This window comes from Enterobacter ludwigii (assembly GCF_001750725.1).
GTDB classification, from domain to species: Bacteria; Pseudomonadota; Gammaproteobacteria; order Enterobacterales; family Enterobacteriaceae; genus Enterobacter; species Enterobacter ludwigii.
Window position 1 is genome coordinate 1,613,381 of record NZ_CP017279.1, and the last position, 26,619, is coordinate 1,639,999.

At 55.6% G+C, this 26,619-nt stretch carries 26 protein-coding genes; 18 read left to right on the forward strand and 8 right to left on the reverse strand.

Going from position 1 to position 26,619, the window contains the following annotated elements:
• Window positions 1–53 precede the first annotated feature (53 nt).
• The 4 genes from BH714_RS07590 to BH714_RS07605 form a co-directional block, all read right to left on the reverse strand.
• A complete protein-coding gene (locus BH714_RS07590; RefSeq protein ID WP_014170154.1) occupies window positions 54–1,571 on the reverse strand; it encodes a carbohydrate porin in 1,518 nt (505 codons plus the stop codon).
• Between the two features lie 173 nt (window positions 1,572–1,744).
• A complete protein-coding gene (locus tag BH714_RS07595) occupies window positions 1,745–2,650 on the reverse strand; it encodes an aminoimidazole riboside kinase (RefSeq protein ID WP_040017547.1) in 906 nt (301 codons plus the stop codon).
• 89 nt (window positions 2,651–2,739) lie between these two features.
• Window positions 2,740–3,951: a diguanylate phosphodiesterase gene (locus BH714_RS07600; RefSeq protein WP_040019032.1), complete on the reverse strand. Its 1,212-nt coding sequence runs from the start codon at window positions 3,949–3,951 to the stop codon at window positions 2,740–2,742.
• 93 nt (window positions 3,952–4,044) lie between these two features.
• Window positions 4,045–5,526, reverse strand: a complete 1,482-nt coding sequence (locus tag BH714_RS07605) for an alpha/beta hydrolase (RefSeq protein WP_040017548.1) — start codon at window positions 5,524–5,526, stop codon at window positions 4,045–4,047.
• A gap of 266 nt (window positions 5,527–5,792) precedes the next feature.
• Here BH714_RS07605 and BH714_RS07610 point away from each other — a divergent pair, with 266 nt between their 5' ends.
• From BH714_RS07610 to BH714_RS07640, 7 genes are read left to right on the forward strand one after another with little or no spacing between them, the layout of a single operon-like run.
• Window positions 5,793–6,647, forward strand: a complete 855-nt coding sequence (locus BH714_RS07610) for a MurR/RpiR family transcriptional regulator (protein WP_025204147.1) — start codon at window positions 5,793–5,795, stop codon at window positions 6,645–6,647.
• Between the two features lie 12 nt (window positions 6,648–6,659).
• On the forward strand, window positions 6,660–7,235 hold the full coding sequence (gene ddpX / locus BH714_RS07615) for a D-alanyl-D-alanine dipeptidase (RefSeq protein WP_014170160.1): 576 nt from the start codon (window positions 6,660–6,662) through the stop codon (window positions 7,233–7,235).
• Window positions 7,236–7,250: 15 nt separating this feature from the next.
• Window positions 7,251–8,783, forward strand: a complete 1,533-nt coding sequence (locus tag BH714_RS07620) for an ABC transporter substrate-binding protein (protein WP_040017550.1) — start codon at window positions 7,251–7,253, stop codon at window positions 8,781–8,783.
• Between the two features lie 23 nt (window positions 8,784–8,806).
• On the forward strand, window positions 8,807–9,829 hold the full coding sequence (locus tag BH714_RS07625; RefSeq protein ID WP_040017551.1) for an ABC transporter permease: 1,023 nt from the start codon (window positions 8,807–8,809) through the stop codon (window positions 9,827–9,829).
• On the forward strand, window positions 9,826–10,722 hold the full coding sequence (gene ddpC / locus BH714_RS07630) for a D,D-dipeptide ABC transporter permease (RefSeq protein ID WP_020884090.1): 897 nt from the start codon (window positions 9,826–9,828) through the stop codon (window positions 10,720–10,722). Before BH714_RS07625 ends, ddpC begins: the two co-directional genes overlap by 4 nt.
• Window positions 10,719–11,705 carry an ABC transporter ATP-binding protein gene (locus tag BH714_RS07635; protein WP_040017552.1) on the forward strand — a complete coding sequence of 329 codons (987 nt, stop codon included), beginning with the start codon at window positions 10,719–10,721 and terminating at the stop codon, window positions 11,703–11,705. Before ddpC ends, BH714_RS07635 begins: the two co-directional genes overlap by 4 nt.
• Entirely contained in the window at window positions 11,698–12,627 is a 930-nt protein-coding gene (locus BH714_RS07640) for an oligopeptide/dipeptide ABC transporter ATP-binding protein (RefSeq protein ID WP_040017554.1), read from the forward strand. The genes BH714_RS07635 and BH714_RS07640 overlap by 8 nt, the downstream gene beginning before the upstream one ends.
• 29 nt (window positions 12,628–12,656) lie before the next feature.
• Here BH714_RS07640 and BH714_RS07645 read toward each other — a convergent pair whose 3' ends face one another.
• A complete protein-coding gene (locus BH714_RS07645; RefSeq protein ID WP_020884087.1) occupies window positions 12,657–13,406 on the reverse strand; it encodes an SDR family NAD(P)-dependent oxidoreductase in 750 nt (249 codons plus the stop codon).
• A 153-nt stretch (window positions 13,407–13,559) separates the two neighbouring features.
• On the opposite strand from BH714_RS07645, the gene BH714_RS07650 reads away from it, so the two are divergent.
• From BH714_RS07650 to BH714_RS07660, 3 genes are all read left to right on the forward strand, one after another.
• The gene (locus BH714_RS07650; protein ID WP_040017557.1) at window positions 13,560–14,465 is read left to right on the forward strand and encodes a LysR family transcriptional regulator; all 906 of its coding nucleotides are present in this window, start codon (window positions 13,560–13,562) and stop codon (window positions 14,463–14,465) included.
• Between the two features lie 146 nt (window positions 14,466–14,611).
• Window positions 14,612–15,004 (forward strand): polymorphic toxin type 44 domain-containing protein, encoded by a 393-nt coding sequence (locus tag BH714_RS07655; protein WP_040017558.1) that lies wholly within the window; start codon window positions 14,612–14,614, stop codon window positions 15,002–15,004.
• Window positions 14,982–15,401, forward strand: coding sequence for a hypothetical protein (locus tag BH714_RS07660; RefSeq protein WP_040017559.1), 420 nt, complete (start codon window positions 14,982–14,984; stop codon window positions 15,399–15,401). Before BH714_RS07655 ends, BH714_RS07660 begins: the two co-directional genes overlap by 23 nt.
• 78 nt (window positions 15,402–15,479) lie before the next feature.
• Here BH714_RS07660 and BH714_RS07665 read toward each other — a convergent pair whose 3' ends face one another.
• Complete coding sequence (locus BH714_RS07665; protein ID WP_040017560.1) at window positions 15,480–15,908, reverse strand: OsmC family protein; 429 nt, start codon at window positions 15,906–15,908, stop codon at window positions 15,480–15,482.
• Window positions 15,909–16,035: 127 nt separating this feature from the next.
• Between BH714_RS07665 and BH714_RS07670 the strand changes: the two genes are divergently transcribed.
• Entirely contained in the window at window positions 16,036–16,995 is a 960-nt protein-coding gene (locus BH714_RS07670) for a hypothetical protein (protein ID WP_032678222.1), read from the forward strand.
• Between the two features lie 23 nt (window positions 16,996–17,018).
• Here BH714_RS07670 and BH714_RS07675 read toward each other — a convergent pair whose 3' ends face one another.
• Complete coding sequence (locus BH714_RS07675) at window positions 17,019–17,894, reverse strand: LysR family transcriptional regulator (RefSeq protein WP_020884082.1); 876 nt, start codon at window positions 17,892–17,894, stop codon at window positions 17,019–17,021.
• Between the two features lie 111 nt (window positions 17,895–18,005).
• On the opposite strand from BH714_RS07675, the gene BH714_RS07680 reads away from it, so the two are divergent.
• From BH714_RS07680 to adhP, 6 genes are all read left to right on the forward strand, one after another.
• On the forward strand, window positions 18,006–18,857 hold the full coding sequence (locus BH714_RS07680; RefSeq protein WP_025204138.1) for a Vmh family MBL fold metallo-hydrolase: 852 nt from the start codon (window positions 18,006–18,008) through the stop codon (window positions 18,855–18,857).
• Window positions 18,858–19,088: 231 nt separating this feature from the next.
• On the forward strand, window positions 19,089–19,304 hold the full coding sequence (gene bdm, locus BH714_RS07685; RefSeq protein ID WP_020884080.1) for a biofilm-dependent modulation protein: 216 nt from the start codon (window positions 19,089–19,091) through the stop codon (window positions 19,302–19,304).
• Window positions 19,305–19,399: 95 nt separating this feature from the next.
• Entirely contained in the window at window positions 19,400–19,537 is a 138-nt protein-coding gene (gene sra, locus BH714_RS07690) for a stationary-phase-induced ribosome-associated protein (protein WP_013096533.1), read from the forward strand.
• A 176-nt stretch (window positions 19,538–19,713) separates the two neighbouring features.
• Complete coding sequence (locus tag BH714_RS07695) at window positions 19,714–21,411, forward strand: NAD-dependent malic enzyme (protein WP_020884079.1); 1,698 nt, start codon at window positions 19,714–19,716, stop codon at window positions 21,409–21,411.
• 323 nt (window positions 21,412–21,734) lie between these two features.
• Complete coding sequence (locus tag BH714_RS07700) at window positions 21,735–23,444, forward strand: ABC-F family ATP-binding cassette domain-containing protein (protein WP_040017563.1); 1,710 nt, start codon at window positions 21,735–21,737, stop codon at window positions 23,442–23,444.
• A 204-nt stretch (window positions 23,445–23,648) separates the two neighbouring features.
• The gene (gene adhP, locus BH714_RS07705; RefSeq protein ID WP_040017565.1) at window positions 23,649–24,659 is read left to right on the forward strand and encodes an alcohol dehydrogenase AdhP; all 1,011 of its coding nucleotides are present in this window, start codon (window positions 23,649–23,651) and stop codon (window positions 24,657–24,659) included.
• Window positions 24,660–24,702: 43 nt separating this feature from the next.
• Here the strand turns inward: adhP and BH714_RS07710 are convergent, their stop codons facing one another.
• On the reverse strand, window positions 24,703–25,209 hold the full coding sequence (locus BH714_RS07710; RefSeq protein WP_014170178.1) for an RrF2 family transcriptional regulator: 507 nt from the start codon (window positions 25,207–25,209) through the stop codon (window positions 24,703–24,705).
• A gap of 199 nt (window positions 25,210–25,408) precedes the next feature.
• Here BH714_RS07710 and BH714_RS07715 point away from each other — a divergent pair, with 199 nt between their 5' ends.
• A complete protein-coding gene (locus BH714_RS07715; RefSeq protein WP_040017566.1) occupies window positions 25,409–26,611 on the forward strand; it encodes an NAD(P)/FAD-dependent oxidoreductase in 1,203 nt (400 codons plus the stop codon).
• Window positions 26,612–26,619 lie beyond the last annotated feature (8 nt).

The following is a 26,619-nucleotide window of genomic DNA, read 5'->3' on the forward strand; positions in this document are numbered from 1 at the left end:
GACTGTATTTTTATGATGTGAAAAACGCTCCCGCACTGCGGGAGCGTAAAAGGTTAAAACCAGGTTTCCATCTGTACCCCAAAGTTCCATTCCCCGCCGGCGTTGAAACCGCTGCTGCCAAAGGCATCATCGCTGGCGTAATTATCCAGTTTGCTGCTCCAGTCCATCCAGGTGGCGAACAGACGCAACTCAGGACGGCTGAAGAAATCGCCGATCTTGCCCGCTTTTAACGTTGGGGCAAAGGTCAGCTTGTAGAAACTTCCGTTGACGGCGTTTCGGTCTTTATACCCTTCTGGGTTTAAATCCATGTACTGATAGCTGCCCTCAAACGCCAGGGCAAAATTTTGCGTGACCTCTTTAATCAGGCGGGTATTGAGCGTGACCCACTCATAGCTGTCGCCTTTGACATAGCGGTCTTTACTGCTCTGGGCCAGAACGGCAGGCGCGATATGCCAGCCGCCACCAAGAGGCGTGACACCGTAACTTGCAAAGCGCCAGGTATCGGCTTCAGACAGCAATGCGCCATCGGAACCGATGCTCTTCACCTCTGCCCCCAGCCCGTGGCCGTACAGCAGCGCCGTTTTGGCTGAACCTTCACGCAGACCGTAGAAGCTTTCATTGTGCAATCCGACCAGGGCATGAACGCCATTGTTGGCGGCGTCGGTTTTTATCAGATCGCCATTGCTGTCTTTGCGGTCGTCGTTGTCTTTTGCCCGCAGGCCGCTCACCATCAGCTGGAACGGCCCGGCGAAGTGGTTCATGCTCAGGATGTAGTTTTGAACATTATTGTCGATTTGCTCTTCGCTGCCGAAGTTACGCCCGTAAAGAGAGAAGTTGCTGCGCAGCGATTCATTCCATTTCACGTCATACACGCCACCACCGGTACCGGCCAGGAACACCACATCGGAATCCAGCCAGTGAATATCAAAGTTATCCCGGTCAAAGCGTTTACCGGCCCAGAAGGTACTGCCCTTCAGCGCGCCGGTAAAATCAGGCAGATTGCCCAGTTCAGCAAACGCCTGACGAATATTGAGATCGCTGGTGTCAGCGGACCAGTCGTTATAGGTTTTCTGACCATCCGCCAGCATAGCCTTGAAGCGCGTGGTCGCCCCGTTATCCAGGGTCTGTTTGTGTTCCACATTCAGCTCAACGTAGGTATCGGCTTCATTCCCCAGACGCCCGACCGCGCCACCGGTTTCCCCGGCTGGCGTCAGATAAGGGCCACTTTTACTGCTCGACGCCGCATCGTTCATCAGCAGGCCAGAACGGGCATAGCCATGAAACTCAAACCCACTGCTCTGATCGGCTTTCTTCTCCAGGGCGGCGGTACGCTGCGCCACTTGCTGGGTTGTTGTTTGCGCCTGCTGCTGGGCAGTCACCAACTGCTGCGTTTTTTGTTCTGCGTCGGTGGCGCGTTTCTCCGCAACCTGCGCGCGGGTTTCCGCGGCCTGAAGACGCTGCTCCAGGGCAGCAAGACGCGCTTCGATACTCGTCATATCCGTTTGGGCAAAAACAGAGGTACTCCCGGCCAGCATGCCTATCATCACGGCAAGTCTGCGTTTTTTATACATTTTGTCGCATCCCTAAAAGAAGTCATTGAAAGTGCTAAATTGCTAAACCGGTTTAGGTTGATGATACTAAACCTGCCAATTTTGGATCGGCAATCTTTTTTGCTAAACCGATTTAGTAAGTGTGATCGAGGCGACAATTCAGGCCGCCGACAGACGGCCCGTTGCGGGAAGAATTACAGTTGCGGGTGATAAGGCAGCGCGGTCATCGCCCCTTTAGCCGTGGTGGCTAACGCGCCGCAGCGCTGGGCTAATGCGATCACGCGTGGAAGATCGTGGCTGTCGATACGCCCAGCGGAAGCCAGTCCATAAAGCAGTCCCGCCACGAAGGCATCACCTGCGCCGGTGGTGTCCACGCATTCAACGGGGGTTGCCGGATAATGCTTCATCGTTCCGTCATGCCAGGCGATGACCCCATCTTTGCCCTGAGTGACCAGCACCAGCCGGGCCGGACAGCGGCGCATCAGCGCGGTCAGCCCTTTCGTGACCCCAAGGTCGGCGGTTAAAAAAGCCAGTTCTTCGACGGAGAGTTTGACGACGTCAGCGCATTGCAACGCCTGTTCGAGGCAGCGGCGCAGGTCGTCCTCATCCGGCCAGAGATCCGGGCGGATATTGGGGTCGAAACTGACATAACCCCCCGCTTCCCTGACTGCGTTCATAGCCTGAAACGTTGCAGAACGGCTCGGTTCAGCGCTCAGGGCAATGGAACAAACATGCAGCCACTCTCCTGCGCTAAAGGGCGGCAGGTCGGCTGACGCCAGAAACAGATCGGCGCTCGGGCGAACCATAAAGGTGAAAGAGCGTTCGCCCTGTTCGTCCAGATCCACGACCACGGTTGACGTGCGGTGTGCCGGGTCGAGGCGCATCCAGTTTACGTCAACCTGCTCGTCAGCCAGCGTTTTATGCATAAAGCGACCGAAAGGATCGTCGCCGACTCTGCCGATAAAGGCGCTTTTCCCGCCCAGACGGGCAATACCGACCGCCACGTTCGCCGGCGCGCCGCCGGGGCATTGCAGCAACCGGCCTTCTCCCTCCGGTAATAAATCCACTACCGCATCGCCAAGTACCCAGATTTTTTGCATGTGATCCTCTCAGCTAAACAATGTTAAACCGTTTTAGCTATTTAAGCACAGGCAGGACGAAGGGGAAATAATACGGAAGGAAAATTGGCTTAACGCACCAGGTGTGGCCAGCTAATATCGCCTACGCCATTCAGCGCTGGACGGGCAAACAGAAAGCCCTGAAAACGTCGGATCCCGGCAGATTCAAGCCAGCACCACTCTTCCAGCTTCTCGATGCCTTCCGCCACCAGGGTGATTTCTAGGTCGGTGCAGCAGCTGACTATCGAGCGCACAATCGCCTGTTTTGGCCCACTGAGATGGATATTGCTGACAATTTCGCGGTCAATTTTAATTTTATCCGGCTGGAATCGGGTCAGCAATGAAAGCCCGGCGTAACCGGAACCGAAATCATCGATCGCCAGGCCAATACCTTCAGCACGCAGGTGTTTAATGGCGCTATTGAACTTGTTGAACCCGGAAATCATCTCGTTTTCGGTCACTTCAATGACCACCTGCTCCGGCTGAAGCCCATGTTGTTTAATCTGTTCAACCAGAAACTCCACGGCGCCAGGCACTTTCACCAGCGACATCGGGAGAAGATTCACCGCGATTTTATGGCTCCCGATCCCCAGTTTGTCGGCCAGCGCAAAAGCCCAGGCCTTGGTCTGGAGATCGACTTCATAGATTTTGTCCTGATCGAGGCGGCTGAAAAAATGCTCCGGGCTTCCGCCGTCATTACCGCGGATAAGGGCTTCAAGTGAACTGATTTTCCCTTCCAGCGGTTCGACGATAGGCTGGAGGGCGAACTGACAGGTTTGTTTGTCCAGCAGACCCAGACTCTCGCCAAACGGCGATTTCTCAGGCGAGAGCGTCCATTTCTCCGGGGCAAAACGCGCCCCCGACGGGGCCGGTCGTTTGCCGGTAATAAACGTCTGAATAAATTTGAACACCCGATCATCAGATGTCAGATAACTGTCCAGTTTGCTGTAGTGCAGTACCGACTGCAGAACGTCTTTCGGCGACTGGTTCTGCAGGTCAAACAGCAGCATACCGACATTCTCAAAACGTCTGCGGGGGCCGTAATCCCGCATAAGCTCAACCACGCCGCTGTGCCGCTTATCCTCACGGATCTTCTGAAACAGCCTTACCACACTCTCTTCCGAGCCTTCGAGGAGTTGCAGGACATCATCTCCTTTTGAAAGAAGAACGCCGGTAATATTCAATCCGGCATTGCGCGTCCTGGCCTGTTCAACCAGCGCCTGGAGTTCGGCGGATCGGCAGGATAAATTCAACTGGCTGCGGTAGATAAGAGTAGTCAGCACAAAAACGTGTTCCGATAAGAGGTATGCGTTGGACATTACTGTTTAACATACTTCATCTGCGCGACCTAACAGATTAACCCCTTGCGGGAGAGGCTACTTTTTCTCATCCCCGATGCGTCTGTCAATCCTCTCCTGCATGTAGGCATAAAACGGGTTCGACGTCACCCGCATTAACGCGTCTTTGCCTACGCTCAGCACGGAGGTTTCCCCCCACAGCGCAATCGTGCCGAGGCTAATGCCATAGCGGTTTTTCTCCGCAGGATGCCGGCCATAGAGATCGTCATCAGGCGGGAACGGCACGGCGACATGCGACAGTGAATAGACCTCCTGCGGCCAGGACATCGCCAGCGGTACCACGGTCTCATCGGTGCCTCCCGCCGGGGTTATTTTCGCCACCGCGGCGAAACTGTCCGCGCTGGCATTGGTAATAATCGTGACACCGTAACGTCTTTTCGCCACAGGCAGTAACTCAGAGGTCGCCGCCCACGACGACGGTTTAAAGAGAGGACGGAAGCTGGCGGCCTGATTGATATCAAATACAACCAGCTCGCTGCCGTTCGCCGGAAGCTGGTCAAATAACCCGGTGACCACGGCGCGGGTGCTGACCGTTGAATCCATCACCGACTGAAATGCGAGTACCGGTGGCAGCTGGTCCAGTCTGTGCTCCCGGGCATCCCGCCCCATTTGCTCCTGCAGGGCCTGGGTCAAGAGCCATGACTGGCGCGCCGCATTGACCGGGAAGGAGTTGTATTTATACGGGTTATATTCCGGCGAGATGTTTAACCATGCCGCTTTGGCAAACGGCGGTAACATCGCCGGCAATCCGGCCAATCCTGCAAACCGGGCGAACGCCGTGACGCCAATCATTGGCGAGAGCAGAATGAGCTGTTGCGGTTTGTGAAGCGCAGGCGTGTCCAGCGCATCAAGGGCATATTTCATCGCCAGCGCCCCACCGTTGGAGTAACCCACCAGATGCAGGGGAACATTGTCTCCCGCCAGCCGCGTGGCTTCGCGCACGGCGAGGCGCGTCGCCGCCAGCCACCTCTCCCAGTCAACGTCCGTCAGCGCGCCGGGCGCGGTGCCGTGCCCGGGCAGGCGTGGAACCACCGCCACAAAACCGTGCTGCTGATAATCACGGGCAAGATGCCGGACACTGTAAGGCGAATCTGTTAGCCCGTGCAGCAACACCACCGCGCCGCGTGGCGTTCCGGCAGGCATCAGCACAAAGGAGCGGTTGGCATCGGGTGAAAATTTACCGGGCCAAACCAGGCTCTGACGGTAGTAGCGGTTTAACGGCGTGCGCTCCTCACCCTGGGTTTTGCGCGTTACCGCGTTATCCAGATCGGCGAAAATGGCGTTTTCCCGGGCGACATACTGGGCAAAATTCGCCTTATCGATCTCGCGTACGGACATCTCATCTGCCCGCCAGGTATGCCAGAGATGCAGTTCCGGCCCCTGCTGCGAGAGATAAACCCGAACCGCGAGCAGGACGATCAGTACCACTCCTGCGATCATCGCCATTTTCTTTGCGAGCGCCATCAGGCGCACGCTGATACGCCAGGGCAAGTTCGCCATGCCGGGATCCCTTTCATATTTACGTTGTCTCTATCTTATCAAAAATGTGAAGACGCTGACGTATTCACGAAATTCATACCTCCCCGCTCAGCCAGTGCACCAAAAGTGAACTACGCTGCACAAATGTTGATCATTGGTTAACTAAATATTGCATGAAGTTTACAACACAGCGGCGTCCCGTCGCTCTGTGGACATGGCACGCGTCATGCATTGTTAATCAAATAACACAAACCTGATGACTGACAGCCTGTTAACAGCGAGGCGGTATGACGACGAAACCCGAGGTGTTGAGCCGTATTGAAGCCACGTTCAGCCAGCTGACCCCCAGCGAGAAGCGGGTGGCGAGCTGGTTGCTGGCGCATGCCGCACAGATCCCGTTTGAAACGGCTGAAAGCGTGGGTCTGGCGACCGGCACCAGCGGCATTACCGTGGGACGCTTTCTGCGAAAACTCGGCTACCGCAATCTGGAAGATGCCAAAAAGAGCCTGCGCGACCCGCATCAGCCCTGGGGTATGAACGAGCGGCTGGACTCCTGGCAGCAGCAGTCCCCTCTGCCCAACCGCCTTCAGCACTCTCTGTCGCTGGAGGTGGATGCCATCACCCAGGTTTATCAACTGGCGCACACCGACGCATTCCGCCAGGTGGTTCATCAGCTTGCCCACGCCGATGCGGTTTTCGTGCTGGGGATCCAGTCGACACGCGGGATAGCCAACGCCTTCTTCAGTCATCTTGAGTACCTTCGCCCGCGCGTCAGCTACGCCGAAGGCGCGTCCGGCAGCTGGGTTGAATCCCTGAACTCCGGTTTCGCCCACCCCTACGTGGTGCTGACCGATACCCGCACCTATTCCACCATTGCGCGTCAGTACTGTCGGGTCGCGAGCGAAAAAGGTATTTCGCTGGCCTTGATCACCGATATCTGGTGCCCGTGGGCGCGGGATTACCCGCTTGATTTACTGCAGGTGAAAACCGAAACCGGCCATTTCTGGGATTCGCTGGCACCTGTGAGCTGTCTGTTCAACCTGCTGCTGTCAGGTGTCGTGGAAGCGCTGGGTGATGCCCTTCCACAGCGGCTGGCGGTAAACCGGCAATTACAACAAGAGTTTGGTCAATTCGAACGCTAAAGGAGCGGAGCTATGCCCCCAGAGAGTGAACTGATTGATGTGGCGAAGACCTTCCCTGCGCTGCATATCGATCTGAAATACGCCACAGCCGACAACATCACGGGTCGTCCGATTTATCAGGAGGCGCTGTGCCTGCTGCATACCGATGCGGCCACCGCGCTGGCGAAAGCCATCAGCATCGCCGCACTGGCCGGGCTGAAGCTGGTGGTCTACGACGCTTATCGCCCGCAGGAGGCGCAGGCTCAGTTGTGGGATGCCTGCCCGAACCCGGAATACGTGGTTGATGTGGCGATTGGTTCCAACCACAGCCGCGGGACGGCCATCGACGTTACGCTGATGGACGAACAGAACACCGTGCTGGATATGGGAGCCGGTTTTGACGAAATGCACGACCGCTCGCACGCCTGGCACCCGTCCGTGCCGCCGCACGCGCAGCGCAATCGCCTGCTGCTTAACGCCATCATGTCCGGTGGCGGCTTTGTGGGGATCAGCAGCGAATGGTGGCACTTCGAGCTGCCGAACGCGGCCAGCTATCCCCTGCTTGACGATCGTTTTGCCTGTTTCCCGTTGACGCACACCCCTCTTTAAAACTGGAGCACTGCCATGAAAACAACGCTTCTTACCACCCTGATCGCCGCCTCGCTGGCACTCAGCGCCCCGGTTGCGCTGGCTGCCGTCCCGAAAGATATGCTGGTGATCGGAAAAGCGGCCGACCCGCAAACGCTCGACCCGGCGGTGACCATTGATAACAACGACTGGACGGTGACTTACCCCGCCTATCAGCGTCTGGTGAAGTACAAGCCAGGCTCCACCGAGGTGGAGGGCGACCTGTCAACGGGCTGGAAGGCGTCAGCGGATCAGAAAGAGTGGACCTTTACCCTTACCGATAACGCAAAATTCGCCGATGGCACGCCGGTTACTGCCGAGGCGGTAAAACTCTCCTTTGAACGTCTGCTGAAGCTTAGCCAGGGGCCGTCTGAAGCGTTCCCGAAAGATCTCAAAATTGATGCGGTCGATCCGCACACGGTGAAATTCACCCTCAGCCAGCCGTTTGCCCCGTTCCTCTACACCCTGGCCAACGACGGTGCGTCGATCGTTAACCCGGCGGTGCTAAAAGCGAACGCTGCTGATGATGCTCGCGGCTATTTAGCGCAAAACACCGCCGGGTCCGGGCCTTTCATGCTGAAAAGCTGGCAGAAAGGTCAGCAGTTGGTGCTCGTTCCGAACCCACACTGGGCGGGTGAGAAGCCGCACTTCAAGCGCGTTTCGGTGAAAATTATTGGTGAAAGCGCTTCACGCCGCCTGCAGCTTTCCCGTGGCGATCTGGATATCGCCGATTCACTGCCCGTCGATCAGCTTTCAGCCCTTAAGCAAGAAGGCAAAGTGGCGGTGGCGGAATATCCGTCCCTGCGCGTGACCTATCTTTATCTGAATAACAGCAAAGCCCCGCTCAATCAGGTGGATTTACGTCGGGCCGTCTCCTGGGCAACGGATTATCAGGGGATGGTGAAAGGCATCCTGAGCGGCAATGGTAAACAGATGCGCGGCCCGATACCGGACGGCATGTGGGGGTTTGACGCCACGGCAATGCAGTACAGCTTTGACGAGGCCAAAGCCAAAGCCGCGCTGGAGAAAGTCAAAGACAAGCCGACAAGCCTGACATTCCTCTATTCAGACAACGACCCCAACTGGGAGCCGACCGCCCTGTCCACGCAGGCGAGCCTCGGCAAGATCGGCATCAACGTGAAGCTGGAAAAACTGGCTAACGCCACCATGCGCGATCGTGTCGGGAAAGGTGACTATGACATCGCCATTGGCAACTGGAGCCCGGACTTTGCCGACCCGTACATGTTCATGAACTACTGGTTTGAGTCGGACAAAAAAGGGTTGCCGGGTAACCGCTCGTTTTACGAGAACAAAGAGGTCGACGCCCTGCTGAAGGCGGCCCTGAAAACCACCGATCAGGCGGAGCGTACCCACGATTACCAGCAGGCGCAGAAGGTGGTGATCGACGAGGCGGCCTACGTGTATCTGTTCCAGAAGAACTACCAGCTGGCGATGAACAAAGAGGTGAAAGGCTTCACCTTTAATCCAATGCTGGAGCAGGTCTTTAACATTGCCACCATGAGTAAATAACGGTTCTCGCCGGGGGAAAGTGTATGACGTTCTGGAGCATTGTGCGCCAGCGCTGCTGGGGGTTAATCCTGGTGGTGGCCGGTGTCTGTATCATCACCTTTATTATTTCACACCTGATCCCCGGCGATCCGGCCCGCCTGTTGGCCGGAGACCGCGCCAGCGACGACATTGTGCAAGGTATCCGCCAGCAGCTGGGGCTGGATCAACCGTTGTATATCCAGTTTGGTCGCTATGTGGATGCGCTGGCCCATGGCGATTTAGGCACCTCTATCCGCACCGGGCGACCGGTTGCGGAAGATTTGAAGGCCTTTTTCCCGGCCACCCTGGAGCTGGCTTTTTGTTCCCTGCTGCTGGCGCTGGTTATCGGCGTGCCGCTGGGGATTTTATCGGCGGTCTACCGTGACCGCTGGCTGGATCATCTGGTGCGCTTAATGGCGATGACGGGCATTTCAACGCCCGCATTCTGGCTTGGGTTGGGAGTGATTGTCCTCTTCTACGGGCATCTGCAACTTCTGCCGGGCGGCGGAAGGCTTGACGACTGGCTCGATCCACCGACGCACGTCACCGGCTTTTATCTGGTGGATGCGCTGCTGGAAGGCAACGGGGAGGTCTTTTTCAATGCCCTGCAGCATCTGATTTTACCTTCGATGACGCTGGCATTTGTTCATCTCGGCATTGTGGCGCGTCAGGTTCGCTCGGCCATGCTGGAGCAGCTCAGTGAAGATTACATACGAACCGCACGCGCCAGCGGATTGCCCGGCTGGTACATCGTGCTGCGCTATGCCCTGCCCAATGCGATGATCCCGTCGATTACCGTGCTTGGACTGGCGCTGGGCGATCTGCTGTATGGCGCAGTCCTCACCGAAACCGTCTTTGCCTGGCCGGGAATGGGCGCCTGGGTCGTCACCTCTATTCAGGCGCTCGATTTCCCTGCCGTCATGGGCTTCGCGGTAGTAGTCTCACTGGCCTATGTGCTGGTTAATCTGGTGGTCGATCTGCTCTATCTGTGGGTTGACCCGCGAATCGGGCGCGGAGGTGCCGAATGATGTTGACTCAGGAAACGCCCGTCCCGGTTAAAACAGCGAAAGCAGGCATCAACTGGGCAAAACTGTTCTGGATGCTGCGTAAAAGTCCCCTCACGCTGATTGGCGCCGCGATCATGATCCTGATGCTCCTGCTGATGGTGACATCACCGTGGATTGTACCGCATGACCCCAATGCGCTGGATTTGACCGCGCGTCTGCAGGCTCCGTCTGCCGAACACTGGTTTGGCACCGATGAGGTCGGCCGCGATCTGTTCAGCCGGGTGCTCGCCGGCAGCCAGCAGTCGATCAGCGCGGGGCTGGCCGTCGTGGTGATTGCGGGTGGTATTGGCTCGCTGCTGGGCTGTTTGTCTGGCGTACTGGGCGGGCGCGGCGACGCCATTATTATGCGCATTATGGACGTTATGCTCTCCATTCCATCGCTGGTGCTGACCATGGCACTGGCGGCGGCGCTGGGGCCGAGCCTGTTTAACGCAATGCTCGCCATCGCGATTGTACGTATCCCGTTTTACGTGCGTCTGGCACGCGGGCAAACCCTTGTCGTGCGCCAGTTTACCTATGTTCAGGCGGCCCGCACCTTCGGCGCATCACGCTGGCATTTAATCAGCTGGCATATTCTGCGCAACGCCCTGCCGCCGCTGATTGTGCAGGCTTCGCTGGATATTGGCAGCGCCATTCTGATGGCCGCCACGCTGGGCTTTATCGGTCTGGGCGCACAGCAACCCACCGCCGAATGGGGCGCGATGGTTGCCGTAGGGCGCAACTATGTTCTCGACCAGTGGTGGTATTGCGCTTTTCCTGGTGCGGCCATTTTGATTACCGCCGTGGGCTTTAATCTTTTTGGTGACGGCATCCGCGACCTGCTGGATCCGAAATCAGGAGGGAAACAGTCATGACCGACTCTGTTTTAACCATCAAGGATTTACATCTGAGTTTCCCGATATACCGCGGTGAGGTTCATGCGCTGAACCACGTCTCGCTGGAGATTAAACGGGGCGAAATTGTCGGCGTAGTGGGCGAGTCGGGGTCGGGGAAGTCAGTTACCGCCATGCTCGCCATGCGCCTGTTGCCGGAAGGCAGCTACCGAATTCATCACGGTCAGGTGACATTGCTGGGAGAAGATGTTCTGACCGCATCGGAAAAACAGCTTCGCCAGTGGCGCGGGGCAAAAGTGGCGATGATTTTTCAGGAGCCCATGACCGCCCTGAACCCAACGCGACGGATTGGTAAGCAAATGGTGGAGGTGATCCGCCAGCATCAGCCGCTCGACCGTCGCGCGGCGCAGCAAAAAGCGATTGCCCTGCTGGAGGAGATGCAAATCCCGGACGCGAAAGCGGTGATGGCGCGTTATCCGTTTGAACTCTCCGGCGGCATGCGTCAGCGGGTGATGATCGCCCTTGCCTTCTCCTGCGAGCCTGAACTTATCATCGCCGACGAGCCGACCACGGCGCTGGATGTGACCGTGCAGCTGCAGGTCCTGCGTCTGCTGAAGCACAAGGCGCGGGCCAGCGGAACCTCGGTACTGTTTATCAGCCACGATATGGCCGTGGTTTCCCAGCTCTGTGACCGGATGTATGTGATGTACGCGGGAAGCGTAATTGAGAGCGGTGCCACGCAAACGCTGATCCACCATCCCGTTCATCCCTACTCCATCGGCCTGTTGCAATGTGCACCTGAAAACGGTGCGCCGCGCGAGCTGCTTCCGGCCATTCCCGGCACGGTGCCTAATCTCAGCCAGCTTCCACAAGGCTGCGCGTTCCGCGAGCGCTGCTTTGCCGCCGGGACGAAATGCGGTGAGGCACCGCGCTTGCTTCCCAATGGTGCAGAGGGCCAGATGGCTGCCTGCTGGTACCCGCAACGGGAGAAACACCATGTCTGACATTTTGCTTGAACTGGATAGCGTGCATGTCAACTTTCCCGCGCGCAAAAACTGGCTGGGCCGCGTCACGGAACAGGTGCATGCCCTCAATGGGCTGGACCTGCAGATCCGTCGCGGCGAAACGCTGGGCATTGTAGGGGAATCCGGCTGCGGGAAAAGCACGCTGGCACAGCTATTGATGGGCATGCTCAGGCCCAGCACCGGCGACTATCAGCGGACGCATCACGCGGGCGGCATGCAGATGGTTTTTCAGGACCCGCTCTCGTCCCTCGACCCGCGTTTACCGGTGTGGCGCATCATCACCGAGCCGGTGTGGGTGCAAAAACGCAGCAGTGAACGCGAACGGCGCCAGCTTGCAGAGACGCTGGCGATGCAGGTGGGTATTCGTGCGGAATATCTTGACCGGTTACCGCATGCCTTTTCAGGCGGGCAGCGCCAGCGCATTGCTATCGCCCGGGCGCTGTCGTCCAATCCAGACATCATCGTGCTCGACGAACCCACCAGCGCGCTGGATATTTCCGTGCAGGCGCAAATCCTCAACCTGCTGGTAAAACTGCAGCAGGAACGGAACCTCACCTATGTGTTGATCTCACATAACGTCTCGGTGGTCAGACACATGAGCGATCGTGTGGCGGTGATGTATCTGGGCCAGATCGTGGAACTGGGAACCACCGATCAGGTGCTTGTCAGGCCGCGCCATCCCTATACCCGGCTGCTGCTTGATTCCGTCCCCAGAACCGGTGAACCGCTGGATGAAAACCTGGCGCTGCGTAAAACAGAGCTTCCTGGCAATCGTCACCTTCCCACCGGCTGTTATTTCCGGGACCGCTGTCCGCAGGCAGCGCAAGGATGCGAGCATTCGCAGTCGCTACAGCCTTCAGTTGAGGGCTGTAGCGTGCGTTGCTGGCGCAATCTGAGCTAATAGCCACGCAGGGTGGCGCTGTTTCACGTTTAAATTTGCGCCATTCCACCGTCGACAAACAGTTCGGTGGCGTTGATAAAGCTTGCTGCATCTGAGGCCAGAAACGCCACCGCTTTCCCCACTTCCCCCGGCGCGCCTAAGCGTCCCAGCGGCACCTGGGCGGCCAGCGCGTCATACAGCCCCTGACGATGTTCTTCTGGCACCAGGTCACCCAGCCCTGGGGTTTTGATGGGCCCCGGGCTCACCACGTTGACGCGAATACCGCGCCCCTGCAAATCCAGCGCCCACGAACGGGCAAAGTTGCGCACGGCGGCTTTACTGGCGCTGTATACGCTAAAGTTTGCGGTTCCTTTAATGGATACCGTGGATCCGGTCAGAATGATCGACGATCCGGCTGATAACAGCGGTAACGCTTTTTGCACGGTGAACAGTACACCGCGAACGTTGGTTGCAAAGATGCGATCAAACTGCTCTTCAGTGATAGCGCCTAACGGCAGCATGTCGCCACCCCCCGCATTGGCAAACAGAATATCCAGACGCCCTTCGTCTTTTGCAATCTGCGCATAGACTTTATCGAGGTCGGAAAGTTGAGAGACGTCCGCACGGATGCCGACCGCCGCGGTGGCAATTTGTGCAACGGCAGCGTCCAGCTCCGCCTGACGACGTCCGGTGATATAAACCTTCGCGCCCTGGGCCGCCAGTTCCTGTGCGGTGGCGAGACCGATACCTGTGCTACCGCCCGTAACCAGGGCAATTTTACCTGCGAGAGACGTATTCATACTATTCACCTTTAATCATGTTTTCAGGATGCCCGCAAAAACGGTTGAAGAGGTTTTCGCTTGCGTTGAATAAACTCTATCGGTTGCAGGATTAATGAAAAACGGGCAAAAATGAAAATCACTATTCACAGGTGGAAATAATCCGGAGTACGAATGGACCAGCTCATGGCAATGCGCGCATTTACGCGGGTGGTGGAAACCGGAAGTTTTACGCGTGCGGCTGATTCTCTGAATATGCCTATCGCCACCCTGAGCAAGCTGGTGAAATCGCTCGAAGCGCACCTGGAGATCCGGCTTTTACACCGCACAACACGACGGGTAGTCACCACACCGGAGGGTGCCGGGTACTATGAAAAAGCGCTCAGGGTGCTGATTGATATTGAAGATATCGATACGTCGTTTCGCGTTTCTCGCGCGACGCCGAAAGGCCATCTGCGCGTGGATGTGGGCGGTTCTACCGCGCGCGACGTGCTGATCCCCCTGCTGCCGGATTTTATGCAGCGTTACCCGGAAATACGCATCGACCTTGGCGTGGCCGACCGGCCCGTGGATTTGATCAGCGGTAACGTTGACTGCGTGATCCGCGGCGGCCCTCTGGACGACTCCTCCCTTATTGCCCGTCATCTGGGCGACGCTGAAATGGTCACCTGCGCGACGTCCGATTATTTAAAACATCATGGCGTACCGGCCTATCCGCGGGAGCTGTGCAATGGGCATAAGCTGATTAGCTACCTTTCTCCCGTCACCGGTCGGGCGTTCCCGTTTCGCTTCAGGGAAAAGGGAGAAAGGCTGGAGATAAGTATTCCGCACTTCCTTGGGGTCAATGAAAGCAACGCTCATCTGGCGGCGGCGGTGGCAGGTTTAGGCATTATTCAGACGTTTCAGTATTCGGCAAAAAGGCATTTACAGGCGGGGACGTTAACTGAAATTCTTAGCAACTGGCGACCTGACGCTTATCCGTTTCATGTGGTTTATCCGCAGAACCGGCATCTGACACATCGACTGAGAGTGTTTATCGCCTGGCTGGCAGAGGTGTTTCCTGCCGCGCTGAAGGGATAGCCGGAGCAAAATACGGATAAACTTTATAATCCATGAAAATCCGGTGCTAATGCATTTATTTCTATCCTTTAATTCAGCGTTTTTATTGACCTGTTGCGGATAATGATTTGATATCTAACCAAAAATCAAACGTTAAGGATGACGTTATGGCTGTATTGCCACAAATGCCGAGTGGAGGCACAAGGTTAATTGATAGCAATATGCGTGAAGCTAGCACGCATGGCGCAGGGCGGAATATGGCGCTACCGCAAACCTATTACTGGTTCTATCAACAGGTCAAAAATCGTGGCCCGTGGGATTACAAACAGCAACGCCGTGACCTGGCTAATTTTGATAATTTTAATTATGGGGCCGCCGGGTTTGCAGCAGGGATATCAGAAGCAACCTTGTATATGGGCGCGGGTTTTGCACAAAGCCGGGCGGGAACGTCGAAGCCGCAATGGGGAACATGGTACGGTGAGTTACCTTATGGGGATGACCCTCATGACCAGTTTTGGATTAAACAGGGAATAGATTATGCCAAACAGCACGGTTATTAAGTGGCTGCACAGAGCGCTAACTGGCGCGCTGCTGGTTTTTGTAGGGTTTCAGTATTTTGCAAACCAGCCACCGGATGATGACCTTTACTCACAACAACAAATTACACCCGAGGTCTATTTGTACGTTACAAAGTACAAAGGCGGGGGTGCGACGGTTTCAGATGTTTATCGCTATTACCTGGACACAAAACTGCAGGATAATCTGTTGGAGCACCTGAAGAAACGCTCACCCTTTATGGTAGCTGACACTGGCGACGCCAAAATCTCTGGCTACGGCTCTCACGTCAATGTAAACCTTACCGGGCGTGTTTATTCGTTTACGAATTCAGATCTCTTTTACGCAGGTAATGTGGCCATCATGCCCATTATCAGCCTTAACGCAACCGGCACGCGTTAAGATTCCTTTTGCTACCCACAAATACACCTATCCTCATGCGCACAGCTGCGCGCATGAGGGCTTTTAATGAGCTTTGGTTTAATTGAGCGTGTAATCCAGCGTGATTTCCGCGTTCAGCAGCTGTGAAACCGGGCAGCCGGCTTTCGCTTTCTGAATAACGCCATCGAACTGCTGAGGGTCAATGCCAGGGACAGTAACCTTGCTCTGCAGTGCGACCTTCGTAATGGCGAAACCGACCTCTTTTTTATCCAGTGACACGTCGGCGGTGGTATCAATGGAATCGGCGGTGTAGCCTGCTTCACCCAGCATCAGCGACAGTGCCATCGAAAAACAGGCTGCGTGTGCGGCACCAATCAGTTCTTCCGGGTTGGTCCCTTTTTCGCCTTCAAAACGGGTGTTGAAGCCGTAAGGCTGTTGATTGAGAACGCCGCTCTCGGTAGAAACAGTTCCTTTTCCGCGTTTAATATCGCCAGACCAGTGTGCTGAACCGTGCTTATGAATTGTCATTCTTGCTCTCCTTTTGGCTTACAAAGGGTTAAGTATAGACCAGAGATCTGACGCGTCCTGGAACACAGAGTATTCTGGTTGGCGTTGATGCGATACATTACTTCGAACCATCAAAAGGGAAAGGCCTATGATGCTAAACACCAGGATTGTCGTGGCGCTGACCACGCTCGCCGTGACGTTCCCCCTCTTTGCCAGCACGCCGGAGAATTTTATCTATACCAGCTCGGGCGACCTTGATGCCGCCGCCGCGCTTATCGCCCGTCGTGATATCGGTGGCGCGCAGATCGTTTATAACTGGCGTGCACTGGAGCCTGAGAAAAACAGATATGACTTCTCATCCATAGAGCGAGACCTGGCGCGCCTGAAGGCCAGCAATAAAAAGCTGTTTATTCAAATTCAGGATCGCTTCTTCGAAAAAGATGCCCGGTATGTCCCTGATTATCTGATGGCAGACACAAAGTACAGCGGCGGTATTTCTCCGCAGTTTGACAACCCTGGTGAAGGGAAACCAACAGGTTCAGGCTGGGTAGCCCGGCAGTGGGATCCTGCCGTGCGTGAACGTTATCAGGCCTTACTGGCAGCCCTGGCGAAGCGTTTTGATGGCCAGGTTTACGGTGTGAACTTACCGGAAACCGCCATTGACCTTGATGAGAAAAAGCCGCCGACAGGATTTTCGTGCGACAACTATTTTGCCGGAGAAATGGAAAACCTCGCCTTTGCGCGAAAGGTTTTCACGCAATCCCATGTCGTACAATATGTGAACTTCTGGCCGTGTGAATGGAACAATGACCATAATTACATGGGGCGGCTGTTTGAATACGCCAGTGCCCATAATATCGGGCTTGGCGGACCGGATATTGTTCCCAACCGCAAGGCGCAAATGAAAAACGCCTATCCGTTCTTTAACCAGTATAAAAACAAACTGCCGCTGGTCGCCATGGCCGTTCAGGAGCCCACGCTCACCTACCGAAACCCGGCTACCGGCAAGCCCTTCACCAAAGATGAATTTGTTCAGTTCGCAGAAGCGTATCTCGGCGCAGATATTATTTTCTGGAGCACGACGTCGCCCTGGCTGACGACGAAATAAGCCACAGGCTCACTGCGCGGGCATCAGTTCAGATGCCCTGCAATTTCATCAAGAAAGACGCGCAGGGCCGCAGGCTGATATTCCCGCGACTGGTAAATCCCGTGAATGGCGAGCGGCTTAGGGACTAAGTCTGTTAGCACCGGGACCAGCAGCCCTTGCTCGAGCGCCCCTTGCGCTTCGTGCTCGGGCAGCATTGCAATACCGCAATGTTTAACCGCCGCGTCCATCAACAACGACGAGATGCTGGCGCTAAGATTGCCGCTCACCGCGACGCTCACGCTTTCGCCTTCCAGCGTCACAAAATGCCACGACTGACCCGCAAAGAAGCTGTAATGCAGACAATTGTGCTGCGCCAAATCCTCAGGCGTCACGGGCGTGCCGTGCTGCGCAAGATAGTCCGGCGAGGCGCAAAGCACCGAACGGCACTCACCCAGCCTGCGGGCAATCATCCCCGGCTCCGGGTTATCGGTAATACGCACGGCTACGTCAATACGCTCGCCCACCAGACTCACGGGATGGTTATTCACATCCAGTTCAATTCTGAGCTGCGGATAACGCGCCAGCAGCCCGGGCAGTACCGGCGCAATCATGTGCATGGCGGTAAAGTGCGCGCAGGCTACCCGTAAGGTGCCGGAAGGTAAATCTTTCTCCGACTGGCCTTCAATCTCCTGCGACAGTTGCGAAAGGGTACGCGTTTTCTGCAGTACCTTTTCCCCTGCTGCGGTCAGCGTCAGCTTACGCGTTGAGCGGTTCACCAGCCGGGTCCCCGCCCACTTCTCCATCTGCTCAAGATAACGGCTTACCATGGGCCGGGAAATGCCCAGCGCACGGGCTGCGGCACTCAAACTTCCCAGCTCGCAAATCCGGTTATAGACCTGTGCGGCAATAACGCGATCCATATAACGCTCCATTTGCTCGATTTATGAAACTAAGCATGTCTTGTTTCAGGAATTCTGGCAAATGGAGAGTTCGGTACAATAGGGTCTTTCCTGATAAAAAGAGACATGATGATGAAGCTCACTCGCCTTGCACTGCTATGCACCCTCTTCACGCCGGCGGTCTTCGCCGCACCGTTGACCATTGATACCTGGAACCCGCAGGAGAAAGGCATCTTTGCGGTCTCGTCGACGCTGGTGTCCGGCCCGAAAGAGGCCGTCCTGTTTGACGCGCAGTTCAGCGTGAAAGACGGTGAAGCACTGGTGGAGAAAATTCGCCGCAGCGGTAAAACCCTGAACAAGATTGTGATCACCTCCGGCGATCCGGACTTCTACTTTGGTCTGCAGCCGCTGGTTAAAGCATTCCCGAATGCGAAAGTCGTGGCGACTCAGCAGGTGGTTGACCATATCAAGGCCACCAAAGATGCCAAGCTGGCCTTCTGGGGCCCACAGATGAAAGACGGCGCGCCAACAACGCTGATCGTTCCTCAGGTGCTGACCTCCACCACGTTTATGGTTGATGGTGAGAAAATCGATATTGAACAGCCAGACAGCTACGCGGCCTATGTCTGGATCCCATCAGCGAAGACGATTCTTGGCGGCACGGGCGTTTCATGGGGCATCCATCTGTGGACGGCCGATACCCAGACCCGGGCGCGTCGCCAGCAGTGGCAGGACACGCTGGAAAACATGGCGGCGCACAAACCGGAGCGCGTGATCCCGGGTCACTATCTGGGAACGCCACCGTCAGGTACCGGCGCTATCGATTTTACCCGTGAATATCTGCAGCGGTTCGAGCAGACGCTGGCTAATCACAAAGATTCTGCTGGCGTCATTAGCGCCATGAAAAAAGCGTATCCGGGCCTGGCCGAAGAGAGCTCGCTGGAATTAAGTGCGAAAGTGAATACCGGCGAAATGAAATGGTAAATTAATCTCTGCTCCTGCTATTTTCTCGGATAGCAGGAGCAGCATCAAAATATCCCCCCTCGTCCCCTGTTATTATTCCTCCATTTCTAAAAGTGTCTAAAAGCATGCACTTATGTCATTTTTATTTCTAAGATGAATCTTAGACACAGCAAGGAAAATATTTGCCATTCTGTTTGTGAATTACATTATTTGCGAGCCGTACCATTACACAGACAACGACACGGAGGCAGCATGTTTACTTATTACCCGGCAAATACTGCAGCAGCACAACCTGAACTCGTTAACGCGATAGCACAGGGTCTTCACGCCGAACACGGTGCTGTGACTGAAGATGACATTTTGATGGAACTGACCAAATGGGTGGAATCCACAGACAATGACATCCTCAGTGACATCTACCAACAGACCATTAACTACGTGGTCAGTGGACAGAATGCCTCTTTGTAAAAACCTGCTAAGCTGGATCTGCAACCTAAGGGGTTACATTTCGTTTGCGTAAGCAAACTTGTCCTTAAAACTATCAACAGGATTGAGGAGTAAAGATGAAATCGAACCGTCAGGCACGCCATATTCTGGGACTGAACTACAAGCTTTCTAACCAACGTAAAGTGGTGATTGAGGGCGACAGTGAAACGCAAGTCACCCATGCCACCGGCAGAAAACGCCACGCTGGCAAGTAAGTTCCAGTAAGAGATCCTGAACACCATCGGCAAAACCGATGGTGTTTTTGTTTATGTGTTGCGGTAATTAACATTTAGCTCCTTTATAATACCGCCTGACCGCACCCCACCGCACAGGCCAGAAAGATGACAAACAGCAGTGTCAGGGACGGATCTTCAAAAAAAGAGTGAGTGACATGGACAACAAACTGAAAAAACATCGTTCCTTATATATCCCTTATGCCGGTCCGGTTTTACTGGAATTCCCCCTGCTCAACAAAGGCAGCGCCTTCAGCATGGAAGAGCGCAGCAGCTTTAACCTGCTTGGTCTGCTGCCCGAAGTGGTGGAAACCATTGAAGAACAGGCTGAACGTGCGTGGATCCAGTATCAGGGTTTCAAGACTGAAATCGACAAGCACATCTACCTGCGTAACATTCAGGACACCAATGAAACCCTCTTCTATCGCCTGGTTCAGAACCACCTCGAAGAGATGATGCCGGTGATCTACACCCCAACGGTGGGTGCGGCCTGTGAACGTTTCTCTGAGATCTACCGTCGTTCCCGCGGCGTATTCATCTCTTATCAGAACCGCCACAATATGGACGATATTCTGCAGAACGTGCCGAACCACAACATCAAGGTCATTGTTGTGACCGACGGGGAACGTATTCTCGGCCTCGGGGATCAGGGCATTGGCGGAATGGGGATCCCAATCGGTAAGCTCTCCCTGTACACCGCCTGTGGAGGTATCAGCCCGGCGTACACCCTGCCGGTAGTGCTGGATGTGGGTACCAACAATCAGCAGCTGCTCAACGATCCGCTGTACATGGGCTGGCGTCATCCGCGCATTACCGACGATGAGTATTATCAGTTTGTTGATGATTTTATCCAGGCCGTTAAGGCACGCTGGCCGAACGTGCTGCTGCAGTTTGAAGACTTTGCGCAGAAGAACGCCATGCCGCTGCTGAATCGCTACCGCGATGACATCTGCTCATTCAACGACGACATTCAGGGCACCGCCGCCGTGACCGTTGGGACGCTGATCGCCGCCAGCCGTGCGGCAGGCAGCCAGTTGAGCTACCAGAAAATCGTCTTCCTGGGCGCAGGCTCTGCGGGCTGCGGTATTGCCGAGCAGATTATTGCTCAGACGCAGCGCGAGGGCTTGAGTGAAGAACTGGCCCGTTCCCGTGTCTATATGGTTGACCGTTTCGGCCTGCTGACCGACGGTATGCCTAACCTCCTGCCGTTCCAGACCCGACTGGTTCAGAAACGTGAGAACCTGAAAAACTGGGATACCGACAACGAGGTGCTCTCCCTGCTGGACGTGGTGCGCAACGTGAAGCCGGACATTCTTATCGGCGTTTCCGGGCAAACCGGTCTCTTCACCGAAGAGATTATTCGCGAAATGCACAAACACTGTGAACGCCCTATCGTGATGCCGCTCTCTAACCCGACTTCCCGTGTAGAAGCAACGCCGCAGGACATCATCGCCTGGACCGAAGGTAACGCACTGGTGGCAACCGGCAGTCCGTTCGACCCGGTGGTGTGGAAGGATAAAACCTATCCGATCGCGCAGTGCAACAACTCCTACATCTTCCCGGGGATTGGTCTGGGGGTTATCGCGTCCGGTGCGTCACGCATTACCGATGAAATGCTGATGTCCGCCAGCGAAACCCTGGCGAAACACTCACCGCTGGTGAATAACGGTGAAGGCCTGGTGTTGCCAGAGCTGAAAGACATTCATAAAGTGTCCCGCGCGATCGCTTTCGCAGTAGGAAAAATGGCACAGCAGCAAGGCGTGGCGGTGAAAACCTCCGCCGATGCGCTGCAGCAGGCCATTGACGACAACTTCTGGATGCCGGAATACCGCAGCTATCGCAGAACGTCTATCTAAAGAACAGGCCGGGTCAGGCAATCATGCCTCCCGGCCTGCCATTCTGCCCGCGCTTGCCGGGCCGTAAAATCCCCGCTACACTGCCTTCATCCATTAACCTACTGAATATATAAGGAGGCCAATTATGCTGTACTGTGAAATTTTCAATGTTTCACATACATTTGGTGATCGCACCAGCTCAAGCGTTATCGGTATCGTGCTGCGATAACTTCTGCTTGAGCGAAGACACCAACCCCTGAAATCCCTTCTCTCGGGCTTACTGAGTTATCGTCAGCGATGTTTGACGAGGCATAAACATGCCTGTAACTCTTGGGTAAGCAACAATGAGCACTTTACTCACTGCACAATCTCTACGTGTTGATACGGCGTTTGGTACGCTCTTCGACTCTCTCTCCTTTACGCTGAAAAAAGGCGATCGCATCGGTCTGCTGGGCGACAACGGCTGCGGTAAAAGTACGCTGCTGAAGGTGCTGGACGGTACGGACACGCCTACCGCCGGAACGGTCGCGCTGGCCGGGCACTGCATCATGGCGCGCGTAGAACAACATCTGCCGGACGGGATTTACCCCCTGAGCATGCTGGATGCCGTGCTGGCACAACTGCCTGCAGCTGAACGCGAGAGCCTGCGCTGGAAAGCGGAAACGCTGCTGGCGAGTATGGGCTTTACGCCGCAGGACTGGACATTAACCTCGGCAACATTGAGCGGCGGGCAACATACGCGTCTGCTGCTGGCGCGGGCTTTGATTAATGCGCCGGACCTGCTGCTGCTGGATGAACCGAGTAACCACCTCGATTTACCCACCATGCTCTGGCTGGAGCAGTTTTTACAGGCCTGGTCAGGCAGCTTTGTGCTGGTTTCACATGACAGGCAGCTGCTGGATGCCGTGACCAACGGCAGCTGGATCCTGCGCGATAAGATGCTGCATTACTTTGCCCTTCCCTGCACCGCCGCACGCAAAGCGCTGGATGCGAAAGACGAAAGTGATGCGCAGCGCCACAAGGCAGAACAAAAGGAGATCGACCGCGTCGCGGCCAGCGCAAAAAGACTGGCGACCTGGGGCAAAGTCTACGACAACGAAGACCTGGCCCGCAAAGCGAAACAGATGGAAAAGCAGGTTGAACGGCTGAAAGAGAGCCAGACGGAGATCACGGCGGGAAGTCAGTGGACATTAACCCTGCGCGGCGACGCGCTACGGGCCGATCGTCTGCTGGAGCTGGAAAACCTCGCGGTGCCGCCGGCGCCCGGGCTGCCTGCGCTGTTTAACATTGACATCGCGCGTCTCAAAAGCGGCGATCGCGTGGCCATCGTTGGACGTAACGGCTGTGGTAAATCATCCCTGATGAAGCTGATCTGGCGGCATTTTCGCGGCGAGCAGGCTGACGATGGGCTGAAACTCCATCCACGCGTATCGCCTGGCTATTATGACCAGACGCTGAACCAGCTCCCGGATGATGCATCGCTGTTTGATGCACTGGAGCCGTTTGCACCCGATCCGCAGAATCGCAAGATGGCCCTGATCGGTGCCGGCTTTGCGTGGCCACGTCACGGTCAGAAAGTCAGTACGCTCAGCGGTGGAGAACGCTCTCGCCTGCTGTTTGTTGGCCTGACGTTAGCGCGCTATAGCCTGCTGATGCTGGATGAACCGACCAACCATCTGGACATGGAAGGCAAAGAGGCGCTGACGGAAACCCTGCAGCAATTTGAAGGTGGCGTGCTGCTGGTCAGCCATGACCGTCAATTAATCAGCCAAAGCTGCAACCGTTTCTGGCTGATTGAGGACGGCAGGTTGAGTGAATGGCATGACGCCGAAGCGGTCTTTGAACGGCTGCGTGAAAGTGCAGGCCTGATAACATCGCCGTGTTCACCGAAACAACAGCACGATCGCCCTTCGCAGTTTGACGACCTGCTTGAACGGCTGATCGCGCTGGATACATTGCTGGAGGAAGACCTGGCCCGCAAACCGAAGCACCAGAAGCCGCAGTTGCAGGCGCAATGGCGCCAGGAGATTGAGGCGATAGAAGCAAAACTGTAAGTCCGCGCCCGGCGAGCGTCTCGCCGGGCCGCTCTACCCCTGAACGCCCCCCTGATTATTAGAGGATCGCTGTATTCTTAATCCGAAATCGAATCAAATGATGACATTATGTTGCTGCCACCTTGCATTAACGCGCCTAAGTATTAATCCTTAAGAAGTAGTACACCTGCTATGCAGAATCTCATCATGAACAAGGAGAAACATATGAAGGCTGCTGTTGTCACTGAGGATCATCAGGTCAATGTCACCGAAAAATCATTACGTCCGCTTAAGCATGGAGAAGCCCTGCTGAAGATGGAATGCTGCGGCGTATGTCATACCGATCTTCACGTGAAGAACGGTGATTTCGGCGATAAGACCGGGGTGATCCTGGGTCACGAAGGAATAGGGATCGTTAAAGAGATTGGCCCAGGCGTCAACTCGCTGAAAATTGGCGACCGTGCGAGCGTGGCATGGTTTTTTGAAGGCTGTGGACACTGCGAATACTGTAATACCGGCAACGAAACCCTGTGCCGGGATGTGAAAAACGCGGGTTATTCCGTTGACGGTGGGATGGCTGAAGAGTGCATCGTGACCGCCGATTATGCGGTAAAAGTGCCGGACGGTCTGGATTCCGCAGCGGCGAGCAGCATCACCTGCGCGGGGGTCACCACCTACAAAGCGGTAAAAGTGTCCCACATTAAGCCGGGCCAGTGGATTGCGATTTACGGTCTTGGTGGTCTGGGTAACCTTGCGCTGCAGTACGCTAAAAACGTATTCAACGCCAAGGTCATCGCCATTGATGTGAACGATGAACAGCTGAAACTGGCCGCGAACATGGGGGCAGATTTAACCATTAACTCTCGCAGCGAAGATGCAGCGAAAATTGTTCAGGAGAAAACCGGAGGCGCACATGCCGCGGTGGTAACTGCCGTGGCAAAAGCAGCCTTCAACTCAGCGGTGGATGCCGTGCGTGCCGGTGGCCGCGTGGTCGCCGTGGGCCTGCCGCCGGAAGCGATGAGCCTGGATATTCCACGCCTGGTTCTGGACGGCATTCAGGTCGTCGGTTCGCTGGTGGGAACCCGTCAGGACCTGATGGAGGCATTCCAGTTTGCAGCAGAGGGCAAAGTGGTGCCAAAAGTGACAATGCGTCCGCTGGAAGATATCAATGCCATCTTTAAAGAGATGGAGCAGGGTCAAATCCGCGGTCGTATGGTGATTGATTTACGCTCTTAATCGCCGGTTGCCGGGGGGCGGTTTTGCCTTACCCGGCATTTCACTACGACGATCGCCGGTCAGAAATCCACTCCTGAACCTCAATCTGAAAGGTATCCGGCGCTTTGCGGTACATCTTGCGCGCCAGATCGAGAATGGTATGTCGCGCTAACTCCTCTTCCATCCGTTGCTGTGCGCTGTCCATGACCGAACGTACGCCGCACGGGCCATTGCACACCCAGGCAGGAGGCGTTTCATTAAACACCGCCAGCCGCTGACGCACCTCGCGACACTCAAACATGTTCTTCTCACCGTCAATGGCGTGCGCCACATCCAGTACGGTGATCAACTCCGCCGGGCGCGCCAGTTTAAACCCGCCGCCCTTACCTTCCGTGCTGCTCACCAGCCCGGCACGTGACAAACGGGTGAAGATTTTTCCCAGGTAATCATACGGCACCCCCTGCAGGGCGGCCATTTCCCGGACGCTCATCTCACGCTCATTGCCTTTTGCATCCACCATGCACATCAGGCTGTGAATGCCGTATTCCACACCGGAACTGTAAAACGCCATGGTTAACTCCGAAGTTATTTATCTGGGTCATTATAACGGCGTTATTGCCCACAATCACAACTACCCTCCCCTTTTTCATTAACACGCTGATTTTACGCAGCATTAAAATTTAACTCAGAAAGAAGTTGTCGCAGTTAACTGCGACAAGTATAGTTGCAGTTATGTCAGGTATACAGCATGATGATCAAAAGGATCGAAGATGAAGAAGCAGATTTTAATTGTGGGCAGTGGTTTTTCCGGCATGTGGGCTGCCGTCAGCGCCGCGCGTTTGAATGCGCTGGAGGGCAATAACAGCCTGAAGATCGCCGTGCTGGCACCCGCCCCCGAGTTGCGTGTTCGCCCGCGCTTCTATGAAGAGAACGTGACGTCGCTGGTCTCGCCGCTGACCGGACTGTTCGCTGAACTGGGTATTGATTTTATCGCCGGTAAAGCAGAATTCATTGATATAAAAGGGAAAAGTGTTTCCTATCGTGATGCGAATGGCGTAACTGCCGCAGTGAGTTACGAGCGGTTAGTGCTGGCCACCGGCAGTCAGAGCAAGCGTCCACCGATTGCCGGGCTGGCTGAGTACGCCTTTGATATCGATCAGCTTGAATCCGCACAGACCTTTGAGCAGCATCTTGACTCCCTGGTCTCGCGCCCTTCCACCACTGCGCGCAATACCGTGGTTGTCTGTGGCGGCGGTTTTACCGGCATTGAACTGGCAACCGAGCTTCCTGCCCGACTGCGCGCTCGCTTCGGTGATGATACAGCGACAAGAGTTATCGTAGTTGAAAGGGGTCATGTCATTGGCGGACGATACAGTGAAGCATTGCGTAACACCATTGAAGACGCGAGCCAGGAACTGGGGATTGAGTGGCGTCTGAACAGTGAAATTGAGGCCATCGATGCGAACGGCGTAACGCTGAAAAACGGCGAACGTATCCCCGCTGCAACCGTAGTCTGGACGGCAGGCGTTGAAGCAAACCCGCTTGGACAACAGATTAACGGCGAACGCGATAACCAGGGGCGTCTGAAAGTGACAGAAACGCTGCAGGTTCCGGCTCATCCGGACGTGTACGCGACGGGAGATATGGCCTACGCCAGAACGGACGAGATGGGGAACACGGCGCTAATGACCTGCCAGCACGCGATCCAGTTGGGTAAATTTGCCGGCCACAACGCGGCAGCCAGCCTGTTGAATCGCACGCCTTATCCTTACCGCCAGGTTAACTACGTGACCTGTCTGGACCTGGGTGCCTGGGGTGCCGTTTACACTGAAGGGTGGGACCAGGCCGTCAAATCGGTGCGTGATGACGCAAAGAAAATCAAAATCGCCATCACCAATGAACTTATCTACCCGCCAGCAGCGGACAAAGCCGTGGCGTTTGCCGCTGCCGATCCGTTGGCGAAATTTGTCTAATGCCCTTC

Bases quoted from the DNA above. Each gene is read 5' to 3' on its own strand.
- BH714_RS07715 (WP_040017566.1), top strand. From the start codon at position 25,409: ATGAAGAAGCAGATTTTAATTGTGGGCAGTGGTTTTTCCGGCATGTGG.
- BH714_RS07650 (WP_040017557.1), top strand. From the start codon at position 13,560: ATGGACCAGCTCATGGCAATGCGCGCATTTACGCGGGTGGTGGAAACC.
- BH714_RS07695 (WP_020884079.1), top strand. From the start codon at position 19,714: ATGGACAACAAACTGAAAAAACATCGTTCCTTATATATCCCTTATGCC.
- BH714_RS07655 (WP_040017558.1), top strand. From the start codon at position 14,612: ATGGCTGTATTGCCACAAATGCCGAGTGGAGGCACAAGGTTAATTGAT.
- BH714_RS07625 (WP_040017551.1), top strand. From the start codon at position 8,807: ATGACGTTCTGGAGCATTGTGCGCCAGCGCTGCTGGGGGTTAATCCTG.
- ddpC (WP_020884090.1), top strand. From the start codon at position 9,826: ATGATGTTGACTCAGGAAACGCCCGTCCCGGTTAAAACAGCGAAAGCA.
- BH714_RS07665 (WP_040017560.1), bottom strand. From the start codon at position 15,908: ATGACAATTCATAAGCACGGTTCAGCACACTGGTCTGGCGATATTAAA.
- ddpX (WP_014170160.1), top strand. From the start codon at position 6,660: ATGCCCCCAGAGAGTGAACTGATTGATGTGGCGAAGACCTTCCCTGCG.
- BH714_RS07610 (WP_025204147.1), top strand. From the start codon at position 5,793: ATGACGACGAAACCCGAGGTGTTGAGCCGTATTGAAGCCACGTTCAGC.
- BH714_RS07645 (WP_020884087.1), bottom strand. From the start codon at position 13,406: ATGAATACGTCTCTCGCAGGTAAAATTGCCCTGGTTACGGGCGGTAGC.
- BH714_RS07590 (WP_014170154.1), bottom strand. From the start codon at position 1,571: ATGTATAAAAAACGCAGACTTGCCGTGATGATAGGCATGCTGGCCGGG.
- BH714_RS07710 (WP_014170178.1), bottom strand. From the start codon at position 25,209: ATGGCGTTTTACAGTTCCGGTGTGGAATACGGCATTCACAGCCTGATG.
- BH714_RS07640 (WP_040017554.1), top strand. From the start codon at position 11,698: ATGTCTGACATTTTGCTTGAACTGGATAGCGTGCATGTCAACTTTCCC.
- BH714_RS07700 (WP_040017563.1), top strand. From the start codon at position 21,735: ATGAGCACTTTACTCACTGCACAATCTCTACGTGTTGATACGGCGTTT.
- BH714_RS07620 (WP_040017550.1), top strand. From the start codon at position 7,251: ATGAAAACAACGCTTCTTACCACCCTGATCGCCGCCTCGCTGGCACTC.
- BH714_RS07675 (WP_020884082.1), bottom strand. From the start codon at position 17,894: ATGGATCGCGTTATTGCCGCACAGGTCTATAACCGGATTTGCGAGCTG.
- BH714_RS07670 (WP_032678222.1), top strand. From the start codon at position 16,036: ATGATGCTAAACACCAGGATTGTCGTGGCGCTGACCACGCTCGCCGTG.
- BH714_RS07605 (WP_040017548.1), bottom strand. From the start codon at position 5,526: ATGGCGAACTTGCCCTGGCGTATCAGCGTGCGCCTGATGGCGCTCGCA.
- BH714_RS07680 (WP_025204138.1), top strand. From the start codon at position 18,006: ATGAAGCTCACTCGCCTTGCACTGCTATGCACCCTCTTCACGCCGGCG.
- BH714_RS07660 (WP_040017559.1), top strand. From the start codon at position 14,982: ATGCCAAACAGCACGGTTATTAAGTGGCTGCACAGAGCGCTAACTGGC.
- bdm (WP_020884080.1), top strand. From the start codon at position 19,089: ATGTTTACTTATTACCCGGCAAATACTGCAGCAGCACAACCTGAACTC.
- sra (WP_013096533.1), top strand. From the start codon at position 19,400: ATGAAATCGAACCGTCAGGCACGCCATATTCTGGGACTGAACTACAAG.
- adhP (WP_040017565.1), top strand. From the start codon at position 23,649: ATGAAGGCTGCTGTTGTCACTGAGGATCATCAGGTCAATGTCACCGAA.
- BH714_RS07595 (WP_040017547.1), bottom strand. From the start codon at position 2,650: ATGCAAAAAATCTGGGTACTTGGCGATGCGGTAGTGGATTTATTACCG.
- BH714_RS07635 (WP_040017552.1), top strand. From the start codon at position 10,719: ATGACCGACTCTGTTTTAACCATCAAGGATTTACATCTGAGTTTCCCG.